The 12,205-nt window shown below is 37.7% G+C and carries 11 protein-coding genes and 1 rRNA gene; all 12 read right to left on the bottom strand.

The window, feature by feature from the left end:
- Positions 1-210 precede the first annotated feature (210 nt).
- Complete coding sequence (locus F3D3_RS07315) at positions 211-729, bottom strand: adenine phosphoribosyltransferase (RefSeq protein ID WP_069872599.1); 519 nt, start codon at positions 727-729, stop codon at positions 211-213.
- A complete protein-coding gene (recJ, locus tag F3D3_RS07310) occupies positions 726-3,065 on the bottom strand; it encodes a single-stranded-DNA-specific exonuclease RecJ (RefSeq protein ID WP_069872597.1) in 2,340 nt (779 codons plus the stop codon). Before recJ ends, F3D3_RS07315 begins: the two co-directional genes overlap by 4 nt.
- On the bottom strand, positions 3,066-3,506 hold the full coding sequence (locus tag F3D3_RS07305; RefSeq protein ID WP_069872596.1) for a LapA family protein: 441 nt from the start codon (positions 3,504-3,506) through the stop codon (positions 3,066-3,068).
- 134 nt (positions 3,507-3,640) lie between these two features.
- Positions 3,641-4,531 (bottom strand): protein translocase subunit SecF, encoded by an 891-nt coding sequence (gene secF, locus F3D3_RS24605; protein ID WP_069872594.1) that lies wholly within the window; start codon positions 4,529-4,531, stop codon positions 3,641-3,643.
- A 5-nt stretch (positions 4,532-4,536) separates the two neighbouring features.
- The gene (secD, locus tag F3D3_RS24600; RefSeq protein WP_069872592.1) at positions 4,537-5,832 is read right to left on the bottom strand and encodes a protein translocase subunit SecD; all 1,296 of its coding nucleotides are present in this window, start codon (positions 5,830-5,832) and stop codon (positions 4,537-4,539) included.
- Positions 5,833-5,844: 12 nt separating this feature from the next.
- Positions 5,845-6,351: a gamma carbonic anhydrase family protein gene (locus F3D3_RS07290; protein ID WP_069872590.1), complete on the bottom strand. Its 507-nt coding sequence runs from the start codon at positions 6,349-6,351 to the stop codon at positions 5,845-5,847.
- A complete protein-coding gene (gene scfB / locus F3D3_RS07285) occupies positions 6,348-7,712 on the bottom strand; it encodes a thioether cross-link-forming SCIFF peptide maturase (RefSeq protein ID WP_069872589.1) in 1,365 nt (454 codons plus the stop codon). The genes F3D3_RS07290 and scfB overlap by 4 nt, the downstream gene beginning before the upstream one ends.
- 75 nt (positions 7,713-7,787) lie before the next feature.
- On the bottom strand, positions 7,788-7,928 hold the full coding sequence (gene scfA, locus F3D3_RS07280) for a six-cysteine ranthipeptide SCIFF (RefSeq protein ID WP_069872587.1): 141 nt from the start codon (positions 7,926-7,928) through the stop codon (positions 7,788-7,790).
- Between the two features lie 111 nt (positions 7,929-8,039).
- Positions 8,040-8,501, bottom strand: coding sequence for a hypothetical protein (locus tag F3D3_RS07275; RefSeq protein WP_069872585.1), 462 nt, complete (start codon positions 8,499-8,501; stop codon positions 8,040-8,042).
- A gap of 73 nt (positions 8,502-8,574) precedes the next feature.
- Positions 8,575-9,225: a GntR family transcriptional regulator gene (locus F3D3_RS07270; RefSeq protein ID WP_069872583.1), complete on the bottom strand. Its 651-nt coding sequence runs from the start codon at positions 9,223-9,225 to the stop codon at positions 8,575-8,577.
- 294 nt (positions 9,226-9,519) lie between these two features.
- Positions 9,520-10,650: an ISAs1 family transposase gene (locus tag F3D3_RS07265; RefSeq protein ID WP_069872581.1), complete on the bottom strand. Its 1,131-nt coding sequence runs from the start codon at positions 10,648-10,650 to the stop codon at positions 9,520-9,522.
- A gap of 1,235 nt (positions 10,651-11,885) precedes the next feature.
- Positions 11,886-12,002: ribosomal RNA gene (gene rrf, locus F3D3_RS07260) — 5S ribosomal RNA — on the bottom strand.
- Positions 12,003-12,205: the final 203 nt, after the last annotated feature.

Below are 12,205 nucleotides of genomic sequence, written 5' to 3'. Positions count from 1 at the left end.
CACACCATTATTTCTTTCTACATTGAGCAATATTTGAGTCATCATCCGATGCCTCAGACCGATTTCCACTGACGATCTTCAACGGTTAAACATTCCACTTCAAATCTTTCGGCTCAAATCTTATTATCTATAATAATAGTCCGCATAGGATTACCTTGCGAACTACTTATATATATTGTAACGATTACGGTTTAAATTTACAACTCTTTTTTACGACTCAAAAGGAATAACTGAAAATACATCATAACCTGCAAGTATTTCTCTACCATTTAAAAAGCAAAGTTCCATGAGAAATGCAAGTCCCACAACTTTTCCACCAAGCTTTTCAACGAGTTCACAGACTGCCTTTGCAGTGCCACCAGTTGCAAGTAAATCATCTACGACTAAAACGCGATCCCCTGGTTTAATGGCATCTTTGTGAATTTCTAAAGTATCCATACCATATTCGAGTTCATACTGATGTGCTATGGTTTCATAAGGCAATTTGCCAGGCTTTCGAATAGGGACAAAACCCTTTCTCGTCAATACAGACATAGGCGCTCCCAAGAGAAATCCGCGCGCCTCAGGCCCCACTATAATATCATATTCAACCCCGGCAAGCATTTCGATACAAGCATCTATTGCGCTCGCATAAGCATCACCATCTGATAGTAATGTCGTAATATCCTTAAAACTAATCCCAGGTTTCGGGAAATCTTCAACCACTCTAATTTTAGATTTAAACGTCATCTAACTGCCTCCTGCTCATGAGCCTCTCTATGAGGTTCCCATATTTTTTTATAAAGCGGCAAAGCTTCTAAATCAATCCGCTCCTTAGGTTTGGATAAGATACTGAGCATTATGGTACCACTTTTCTCAGAATATTGAATCAATCTCATATCCTCTAACAAATCCAAACAAATTAAACACTTTGGCATGCTTAAGTTCAACTGATGTGCCATTTTCTTGAGTTCAAACTGGGCCATTGAACCTATATTCTTATAGAAATGCATCAAATCATTTCTGCTGGGAATATGAATGGACAAGTTCCAGTTTTCATCTAATATAACCGCATCTGCAATCTGACTTGCCGTGCTTTCATAAGGCATAAATACAATGTCGATGTGACCTTGTACGCACTCCTTGAAATCCAGTTCGTTAAAATGTAATGCATACGCATAAAAATTGCGTCCGAAAAAATAATCCTTTAATCGAATCATGCCCTCTATGGAGTATACGAAGAGTGTCTTTTTTTGAGGGGCAAGGAATATTATATCAAAATCTGATTCACTTGTAAATTTACAGATATCCCTTTTTGGCGTCCCCGCCTCTATGAAGTTAGAAACTGCTTTCACCATTTTAAGTTCTAATAAATCATTCATAGGCATGTGAGGTTTTACAACATCCTTAACCATAAACTGGATTGTTTCAACGCCCATGAAATGATTGATTTCTAAATTTAACAGCAAATGTATTTTATCTTGTTTCCTTAAGTAACGACTTAAATGTGCATTGTTGAATGATAATGCATCATAGACTCTAACGCCGTCATTGACGATCATTTTAAGGTGAGCTTGTTCTTTGCCTATACACTTAAAATCTTCTAAGGTTAAATTTTCAAATGTAAATTGGGGCTTGGGATTAGCAAGTCCAAAGGGTTTCAGCGCATCAATTTCCTCTATGAGCTTATGATTGACCATCTGGGGCTTCAAAATGCCATCTGCCTTGCGCTTACGCGTGAGCATTTCAAACGAAATATGGGCTTCACTGTATTCTAAAAGACCTTGCTTAAGTAAGGCCACATGTTCTGCCTTTAGAGTGAGCCCAGCAGCCTGTTCATGTCCCCCAAATTTTTCGTATAAATTTTTAAACTGACTGAGCACATCGAATATACTGATGCCATCCACACTTCTAGCAGACCCTTTAGCGACGCCGTCTTCCACATTAAGGATTACTACTGGCCTTGAAAACCGATCACAAAGTTTAGACGCAACAATACCGATAATTCCAGTATGCCACGACTCACCAACGACAAGCAAAATCTTCTCTCGTTCGAGATCTATATGCGTTTTAATAAAATCAATCGCTTCTTCTAAAATCAATCTTTCTCTGGATTGCCTTTCCGCGTTGAGTTCACTTAAATCTCTAGCAATTGCCTCCGCCCTTTGATGATCTTCTGTCAAAAGCATCTCAACCGCAATTTTAGGATCGCCAATTCGGCCAGAAGCATTTATCCTCGGCGCAATGATAAAGCCAATATGGCCTGCGTTGATTTCCTTGCCTTCAAGGTTAGCTTCTTTGATCAGGGCTCTAATGCCTGGTATTTGTGACGATTTCATTTGTTCAAGACCCAATTTTGTGAAAATTCGGTTTTCATCTCTCAAGGGCACGATATCTGCAATCGTCCCCAGCGCAACAACATCCATAACAGAAGGGATAAACGCCATAAAAGAATCCGTCATCAAAGCTTGAACAAGTTTTAAAGCAACGCCACATCCACAAAGCATATCAAAAGGATAACCCTCTATTTTGGGGTTAATGATCGCAAACGCATCAGGCAGTACCTCTTGACATTCATGATGATCCGTCACAATCACATCAATGCCAAGCGTTTTGGCATACGCCACCTCATCCACTGCTGTTATACCACTGTCCACAGTAATGATCAACGTGCCCTCTGTCTCATGGATGAGCTCAATACCTTTCCTGCTGATCCCATAGCCCTCGTCGTGACGGTCTGGTATATAGTAAGAGACTTCTATTCCAATATATTTAAAATATCGACACATTACAGTGATACTCGTGATGCCATCCACATCGTAATCCCCGTAAATCCATATTTTTTCTTTCCCATTAATCGCCTGCTTGATTCTATTCACAGCGATGTCCATATCCTTCAATAAAAATGGATCGTGTAGATCTTCCAGTTTAGGTGAAAAAAAAGTATTCACTTGTTCTGCAGTGGTCATCCCACGATCCAATAACAATTTTGTAATAAGAGGTTCTGTATTAAAAATTTGACTGTACTGCTTTATCTGGTCATCATCAATATCAATCGAATGCCATATTGAACTTTGAAAAATCATTTAGTCACCGTTTTCTACATCGTTATTTTGTAAATTTCCAATATTTTGTGCGCTTTCGATATTTTTTACACTTTCAACGTTTTGTGCATAATCTTGAGCCCTTAGGACTTCATTTGCTCTTAATTCTTTGATTAAAGCTTCGCTAAGAGATACTTTTTCTTCAAGCTCTTTCGAATAAGCTTCTTTTTGAACCAATTGCTTTTCAAGTTCCGTATTTTTTTTATTCAAATCTTTAATTTGTTTATGCGTTTTCAATTTCTTAAAGGCATCAAAAAACCAGATAACCAATGCCCCAATTAAAGCCGAAGCGATAATGACAATCGCTAGCGATAAGTCCACTTTAGCAAAAAAGAAGCTCACCGTAACAACAGATGCATTAAAAAGTGCAAATGCTGCAATGAAAATGGCAAAAATAAGCGTTAACACGACATTTAATTGCATATAATCCTCCTTTACAAACATGTTCTTCTTTCCTTAGGTTAAAAAAGCGTTATAATCAAACCCACCTGTTTAGTTGAAAGTTTTGATCATAACGCTTAAGATGACGTTTGTGGTTCTATAGATGTTGAATGTAATTAATTTGCTGCATAAGAACCTTTGTGTGCAATTTTATTTCTAAGGATTGCCCACACTGGACTCGCAATAAAGATTGAAGAATAAGTCCCCACTGCTATACCCGTCATAAGTGGTAATGCAAATTCCTTAATAGATTCAACGCCTAAAAAGTAAAGTGAACCAATCACAAGCAAAGTCGTAAGCGAAGTATTAATAGATCTTGTAAGCGTTTGGTTAATCGATACATCTGCAACTTCAAAATGAGACTTGCCTTTGGACTTTTTAACATTCTCTCTTACTCTATCGAAAACAACAATTGTATCATTGATTGAGTACCCCACGATGGTCAATATTGCCGCAATAAACGAAGAATTCACTGTCAATCTGAAAATCGCATAGATTGAAATCAAGACTAAAATGTCATGAATTAATGCGATAATAGCAGCAATACCAAATATAGGCTCAAACCTAAACGAAATATAGATGAGCATAAAAATGGATGCAACGAAAATTGCCATTAAAGCTCTATTTCTAATCTCTGATCCAATAGAAGCTCCAAATTGTTCTGCACTTCTAAAGTCTGTATCTTGTAAATTATATTTGGTCTTTAAAACTTCAAAAATTGCAGAACGTTCATCATTTGATAAAGATGCTTTTGTTTTAATAATAACTTCAAGTTTTTCTTCACCTGCATGAACAATCTCTGGTGAGAGGTCAAATTCTTTTATGACCTCACTCACTTCGCTGACGCTAACCGTTTGATTCAAGTTAACTTGCATCATTGTACCGCCAGTGAAGTCAATTCCAAAATTAAGCCCCTTCGTCAGCATGATTATAAGACCTACTAAGATGACAGCACCTGAAATGCCAAACCATAATTTATATTTTGGTGTAAATTTAATTGCTCTCATTTCAGCTACCCCCTTGATCCATAGAGTTTTTTACGATCTGTGAAACCAAGTGATAGTTTCAGTAACGTTTTAGTGACAACAACTGCTGTAAACATACTTGCAATGATACCAATCATAAGCGTAACGGCAAAACCTTTGATCGGACCTTCACCAAATATAAATAGGATAACAGCTGCAATAAAAGTCGTCACATTTGAATCAATAATGGTTCTCATCGCTCTGTGGAACCCACTGTCGATAGATGCTCTAAGCGATTTTCCAACCAACATCTCTTCTTTTAATCTTTCAAAGATAATGACGTTGGCATCCACTGCCATACCAAGAGACAAAACAATACCTGCAATTCCTGGTAAAGTCAACGTCGCATTAAAGCCAATCATGACGTATAAAACGATTGTTGCGTATAATACAAGTGCTATAGATGCGATCAAGCCTGGTATACGATAATATACAAGCATAAAGATAACCACTAAGATCAAGCCAATTTTTGCAGCGTTAATCGCTGATTTAAGGGAATCCAGTCCTAATGTTGGTCCAATTACTGAAGTTTGAATTTCTTGTAATTGAACTGGAAGTGCACCACCTCTAATAAGGGTTGCAAGTTCATTCGCAGCATCAAGTGTAAAATTGCCTTCGATTATTGCACTATCATCTGTTAAGATTTTGCTAACCGATGGTGCTGAAATCACTTTACCATCCAATAAGATCGCAATTTGTCCTGATTGAGTACCCTCTTGCGTCGCCGCTCTTGTCCCTGCTGTAAACAAATCGGTTCCCGTCGAATTAAATTTTAAAGCAACTACGGGTTGATTGTAGGTGTTGCTTGAAACATAAGCATCTGCAATGTTCTCACCTGTCAATACGGTTTCAGATTCAAACATATCACTTGTCATGCCTGCATACGCTGGTGTAGTTCCAATAACTCTGGCAAATTCAAGTTGAGCGGTCTGACCAATCATATTGATCGCCTCTTGAGCATTGCTCACGCCAGGCAATTCTATTCTGATTCGATTATCCCCTTGAATTGTAATAACGGGTTCCGTTAATCCAAGTTCGTTGACACGTCTTCCGATAACCTGCTTAGTCTGTTCCATCGTTTTGGTTAATGCTGCTCCTGTTTCTTCCGTCATTGCTTCGTAAACGACCACGACGCCACCTTTGATATCAAGGCCTAATTTAATTGAATCATTGACTGATCCCAAAGTGTAACTGCCGATAGTTAACCCATTTATCGCCACAAATGCAAGACCTGCTATGAGTGCAACAACTAGGAAAAACAAGATCGTATTTTTTCCTTTCATCTAGCTTCCTCCCTACTTTGATTTATGATGTTGTGACAATTCCACATATCCTATAGCAGATTGCTCAATATGTTCAATTTCTTCATTCGATAAAGTTCTCACGATTTTACCTGGAGATCCAACGACTAATGAATTGCTCGGAATTCTCTTGTTTGGTGGAATCAAAGCGCCTGCTCCAATGATACAATTTTTTTCTATATATGCACCATCTAGAACGATTGCTCCCATGCCAATCAACACATGATCTTCTACGGTACACCCGTGAACGATTGCGCCATGACCGATTGTGACATACGGTCCAATCGAAACAGGGAAACCCTGACTGGTGTGGATGACGACTTGATCTTGAACATTTGTATAATTTCCAATAAAAATAGGTTCGACGTCACCCCTAACTACTGTATTATACCAAATGTTTGCACTTTCTTCTACTATTACTTCTCCTATAATATCAGCACTTTCCGCAATAAAGCAACTACGCTGAATTTGAGGTATATGTGACTTAAACACTTTAATCATAATGTGCCCTTTTCTTGATTGAGTTTGCCATAAATGTAAATCGAACATTCAATGCGTTTTTTCTCAAGTTCACACCCTAAATCATAGGGTACATAAATATCTTTGTTAAAGTTATAAGCGTTCGCATGACATCCACCGCTGCAATAAAACTTCGCCCAACACTCACGGCATTTCTGTTTATTATAGACATGGGCATTTTTAAATTCCTTTGTAAGTCCAAAGTCCAATAGCCCCGCCATGACATTACCCATCTTAAAGTGTTCATCCCCAACGAATTGATGACATGGATAGATATCTCCCACCGGTGTGATCGCAAGATACTCTGATCCTGCACCGCAACCTGTAAGGCGTTTCACCACACAAGGGCCTTGTTTCATGTCAATTGCAAAGTGGAAAAACGAAAATTCTCTTTCAGTACCTTTTCTTTCTATTATAGCATTGGCAAGTTCTTCATATTGCTGATTGATCACTTCAATATCCGCTTCAGAAAGCGCATAATGATCCTCTGGATGTGCTACAACGGGCTCAACTGATGTGGACTTAAATCCCAAATCGGCCAAATGCAAGACATCTTTAGCGAAATCTTTATTGTACTTTGTAAAAGTACCTCTCACATAATAAGCTTTATCTTGACGACTTTCCACCATTTTTTTAAATTTAGGAACGATGGCATCATATGTGCCTCCCCCAGAGATCGTATATCTCATCTTATCATTGGTTTCTTTTCTACCATCGATGCTGAGGACAACATTATCCATCTGCTCGTTGATGTATTTTATAATGTCATCATTAAGCAGTGTTCCGTTTGTGGTAATTGTAAATCTAAAGTGCTTTTTATGGGCTTCTTCTAAACTTCTGCCATACTCAACCAGCTGCTTCACCACTTCAAAATTCATAAGCGGTTCACCACCAAAGAAATCCACTTCTAGATTTCTACGATTGCCCGAGTATTGAACCAATAAATCCAAAGCTTTCTTACCAACTTCAAACGACATCATCGAACGATCGCCTTTAAAATCACCCTGAGAAGCAAAGCAATAAGCACATCTTATATTACAATCATGTGCAATGTGAAGACACATGGCCTTAATCACAGGACTTCTATTTTGAAATTCAATAGAACTGACATATTGGTCATCTGTGAACAACATCTCTTGTTCTATCAATTCGTCTATTTCATCTATCGTTTCTTTAATCATCTCTTCTGGGTAGCGGTCCATTAAATTTTTAACGACATTCACTGGAGATGTCTTAGGATAATATTCGAGCACATCGAATACGATTTCATCCACTACATGTACCGCACCACTATTCACATCAAGGACAAAATAAAGATCGCCTTGTTTAAACTTATGAATCATTAAATCCTCCATTTCTAGAGCTCGCCCAAAGGCATGAAGAAAAGCAGCTTCAAGCTGCTTTCTAAACTGAAGCTATTATTTATTTTCACATTCTTGATTTCCAACTGTACAAGAAGTTTTACACGCTGATTGGCAAGACGTTTGGCATTCTCCGCAACCACCATGTGCAGCAGAGCTTTTTAATGTACCGCTGTTTAAAGTTTTGATATGTTTCATCTCATTTCCTCCCTTAACTTTTCATTGACTTAATTTGTCAATTCTTTGTGAAAAGAAAACACAAATCATTATACCATACTTTTTTTAGGATGAAAAGAAATAAAGTGACGATCAATCGCCTTCTCTGCACCATGCAGCAAAATGCACACTATCTCTAAATACTCTGATATTGTGCTGATCTAATAGCTTTCTAGTAGCTCTATTAACAATCTCTTTATCACTGTATATTTTATCCGATAAGACGTTTGTTATTTTTCCATGCCCTTTAAAATCCTCAAAAGTTGATTCCAAAATCTGATTTTCCACCTTGTGAACCACCTTGTTTGGTCCAGTGCATATGCCATGATGGCATTTGGATCCCTCCATGACCTGAATATGATCGCTTGCTTTGATCTCATCTTCATGAATCTCAACGGATTCATACTGAAGATTAAAAACATCTGCTTCGTTCTCTTTGAACACATCACTCTTGTGCTCCAACTCTTCCGTCAAATCCACAGCAAGGTCTTTTAATACACCTAAAACACTTTTTTTCTCTTGTAATACGATTTTGGCAAAGTTCTTAAAATTCATTTCATTCCTCCTCTTATTTTTTTGAACCTATTTTCAAACTGAAATCTTTTCGCTATATGTAATTGCTCTGTATTTATTCAAGCATCTCCATAAAAGCATACTTAGAATTCCAGTGAACATCTTGTATAAATGCTCTGAGTCCTATGATATCCTTTTTCTGCATCAATTCTATGATTTGAAAATGTTCTTCATTTGTTTTCTTCAAAGCACGTTGGTATTCATCTTGATCAGCACCTGTATAAGCTTGTTTAATAAATGCTTTTTTAAGATTCCCAATCATCTTATTCAAATCCTCATTGTCACTGGCATCAATGATCATTTGATGAAATTCATGTTGAAGCTGATAATAGCCCTCATAATTTTGAACTTCTATCAATTGATTCATTTTTACAGTCATTTGTTCCAGCTTTTCAAAATCTATTGCGCGCTCTTTTTGAATACAAGTTGTAGCAGCCAGTGCTTCTAATGCGCCTATAATTTCATATATATTATGCACTCTTGATAGTGAAATGGCTTTAACCATAAAGCCCCTTCTTGGAAGTTGTTCAATATAACCATCCAAAGTCAATTGTAACAGCGCTTCACGGACTGGGGTTCTAGACACTTCTAGGGATTCACATATGCTACTTTCATTAATGCGCTCTCCAGGTTTTAATGCCTCTTCTCTAATTTGATTTGAAATATATTCGTAGACATGATCCTTTAAAGACCTATAATTCAACATTTAATTCCTCCTATATAGGTGCGCAAAATCTTTAGCATATATATTGTATCTCTTTTTTGTAAGTCTATCAATATTTACCTTTGGTGAAGACACGGCTATCGCATGAAAATCTACCATAATCAAGGCTTTTATTCAAAGTCTTAAAAAAATAGCATTGCGCTATTGGATTATGTGGCATGACTTATGTTTTAATGCAGAGCTCAATCCTTTTTACAGTTTTGAGGGCACAACTAATAAACCGTTTGTATCACTACAGCCGACTTACCCTACGAATGGTATAACTCAGCCTTTTTTCTACAGCTCAGATACTACTTTCGTTAGAAAAGACTCATCTATTGATGCTTTATAACGCTTCAACTTTAAACTGGTCTTCTTTTTCGTGATGGTCTCTTGTTTTAAAATATTCATGGCTATCTTCTTCAACATGGATTGATTTGCAGCACCGTTATTCATTCTTACTCGGCTATGATCTTCTCTAAAAACAACATCAAGTATCCAATGACAACTTTCTACACCCCAATGTGATCTCACGGCCTTTGCAAACACTTCACATGGTCCTTCTTCTGGTGTTTTTAAACTGGATATGAAATAGCTCACTTCTACGCTTTCTTTTCCTTTTGTGGTCACTGTGCGCCTTACCATACCTATGCTTGATAAGTTTTTCCATTTGTCTTTTTCTACATACCATTCTATATCGTTTGTCTGATAATACTCTCTTTTTTCAATTCTTCCATGACCTTTTTCTAGAGTTGTTTTTCTACTTACTGGGTAATCTCTAAAATTGGATTCAATTGCATCTTCAAAATAACTTTTTACTTCTTCATTAAAATTACCTTGATTCCCTTTTAATGAGAGTACATAATCTGCTTCTTTTCCTATTATTTTTTCGACTATCTTTTTTTGTGTACCCATAGCGTCTATTGTGATTATGCTATCCTTTATAAATAGCAAATCCAACAGTTCGGGGATTGCTGTAATTTCATTACTCTTTTCTTCTGTTTTCAATTGTCCTAGCAAAAGATCATTTTCTTCTACCCACGCATTTACCAGATGGATTGCCTTTCTATCTTCTGTATGTGATCCCCTTGATGTTTTTCCATCTACAGCGATTATTCTGCCAGCGGATTCATTCGATAGCTTGCTTGTCCAGCTTATAAAGGCTCTATTAAAAGAATCACTATCCAAATTTTCAAATACGCGTTTATACGTATCATGAGAAGGTACGCCATTCTCTAAATCCACATATTTTTTAAACCATTCTTTTTTTGCCTCTACAAAGGATTCTACTTCTATCCAGGTATTCGCATTTGCAATCGTTGCAATCACTGTTGTAAAGATTATTTCTATCAGCTTATGTTTTACTTTCCACTCTTGTCTAAAATCGCTTACATTTTCAAATGCACTTTTAAACATTGTTTTGTCCATATGAATTCTCCTCCAGAGTTTTTTTCCTCTAGTATTGAATTCGACATTACTTCTTTAATTCCTTTTTGTAATTATTACCATTTATTCCTTCTGCATTTTCGCATTCACTTTTCCTAAAATACTCTACATTTTTTTCATGCGATAGCCGTGTAGGCAACCTTAGACCAAGAGTCCTCGGCTGTGCCTGCGGAYTGGTCCTCGGATGCCTAGATTACGCTATATGGGGTGGTGAGAAAWGATTTTGAAGGCTGTGTTTAACAGAAGGCTTACATTTTCATGTTTCTTCTATTCTCCTATATCTGCAAAAAAGCAAAGAGATCTGATTATTAGATAATCAGATCTCTTTGTAACCAGCAACGTTTCGCTCCATCTAGGCAACCTTAGACCAAGAGTCCTCGGCTGTGCCTGCGGACTGGTCCTCGGATGCCTAGATTACGCTATATGGGGTGGTGAGAAAAGATTTTGAAGGCTGTGTTTAACAGAAGGCTTACATTTTCATGTTTCTTCTATTCTCCTATATCTGCAAAAAAGCAAAGAGATCTGATTATTAGATAATCAGATCTCTTTGTAACCAGCAACGTTTCGCTCCATCTAGGCAACCTTAGACCAAGAGTCCTCGGCTATGCCTGCGGATTGGTCCTCGGATGCCTAGATTACGCTATATAGGGGTGGTGAGAAATGATTTTGAAGGCTGTGTTTAACAGAAGGCTTACATTTTCATGTTTCTTCTACTCTCATACTATCTGCAAAAAAGCAAAAAGACCTGATTATTAGATAATCAGATCTCTTTGTAACCAGCAACGTTTCGCTCCATCTAGGCAACCTTAGACCAAGAGTCCTCGGCTATGCCTGCGGATTGGTCCTCGGATGCCTAGATTACGCTATATGGGGTGGTGAGAAATGATTTTGAAGGCTGTGTTTAACAGAAGGCTTACATTTTCATGTTTCTTCTATTCTCCTATATCTGCAAAAAAGCAAAGAGATCTGATTATTAGATAATCAGATCTCTTTGTAACCAGCAACGTTTCGCTCCATCTAGGCAACCTTAGACCAAGAGTCCTCGGCTATGCCTGCGGATTGGTCCTCGGATGCCTAGATTACGCTATATGGGGTGGTGAGAAATGATTTTGAAGGCTGTGTTTAACAGAAAGCTTACATTTTCATGTTTCTTCTACTCTCATACTATCTGCAAAAAAGCAAAAAGACCTGATTATTAGATAATCAGATCTCTTTGTAACCAGCAACGTTCTACTCTCCCAGGCAGCTGCCCGCCAAGTACCATCGACGCTGGAGGACTTTACTTCTGTGTTCGGTATGGGAACAGGTGTAGCCCCTCCGCCTTCATCACTGGATTATCTCGTATTAAATTAAGTTCACAAGCACTCCGACACGCCTCCTGCATTTACTGCGTAAAGGCTATGTCGGCTTGAGATTCTTGCAAGCAAGAACTCAATGTTTGCACACTCAAAATTGCATATATCAGATTAACCGATTTGTTCTTTTGTGGTCTTAAACCTTGCTCGTTTTCACAAGTGAAAACTTGTCATTGGTCAAG

The organism is Fusibacter sp. 3D3, from assembly GCF_001748365.1.
Classification (GTDB): Bacteria; Bacillota; Clostridia; order Peptostreptococcales; family Acidaminobacteraceae; genus Fusibacter_A.
This window is presented reverse-complemented; position numbering and strand designations above follow the sequence as displayed.

What these genes read in the sequence shown, in the direction of transcription:
- F3D3_RS07315 (WP_069872599.1), bottom strand. Translation starts at nt 729, where the DNA reads ATGACGTTTAAATCTAAAATTAGAGTGGTTGAAGATTTCCCGAAACCT.
- recJ (WP_069872597.1), bottom strand. Translation starts at nt 3,065, where the DNA reads ATGATTTTTCAAAGTTCAATATGGCATTCGATTGATATTGATGATGAC.
- F3D3_RS07305 (WP_069872596.1), bottom strand. Translation starts at nt 3,506, where the DNA reads ATGCAATTAAATGTCGTGTTAACGCTTATTTTTGCCATTTTCATTGCA.
- secF (WP_069872594.1), bottom strand. Translation starts at nt 4,531, where the DNA reads ATGAGAGCAATTAAATTTACACCAAAATATAAATTATGGTTTGGCATT.
- secD (WP_069872592.1), bottom strand. Translation starts at nt 5,832, where the DNA reads ATGAAAGGAAAAAATACGATCTTGTTTTTCCTAGTTGTTGCACTCATA.
- F3D3_RS07290 (WP_069872590.1), bottom strand. Translation starts at nt 6,351, where the DNA reads ATGATTAAAGTGTTTAAGTCACATATACCTCAAATTCAGCGTAGTTGC.
- scfB (WP_069872589.1), bottom strand. Translation starts at nt 7,712, where the DNA reads ATGATTCATAAGTTTAAACAAGGCGATCTTTATTTTGTCCTTGATGTG.
- scfA (WP_069872587.1), bottom strand. Translation starts at nt 7,928, where the DNA reads ATGAAACATATCAAAACTTTAAACAGCGGTACATTAAAAAGCTCTGCT.
- F3D3_RS07275 (WP_069872585.1), bottom strand. Translation starts at nt 8,501, where the DNA reads ATGAATTTTAAGAACTTTGCCAAAATCGTATTACAAGAGAAAAAAAGT.
- F3D3_RS07270 (WP_069872583.1), bottom strand. Translation starts at nt 9,225, where the DNA reads ATGTTGAATTATAGGTCTTTAAAGGATCATGTCTACGAATATATTTCA.
- F3D3_RS07265 (WP_069872581.1), bottom strand. Translation starts at nt 10,650, where the DNA reads ATGGACAAAACAATGTTTAAAAGTGCATTTGAAAATGTAAGCGATTTT.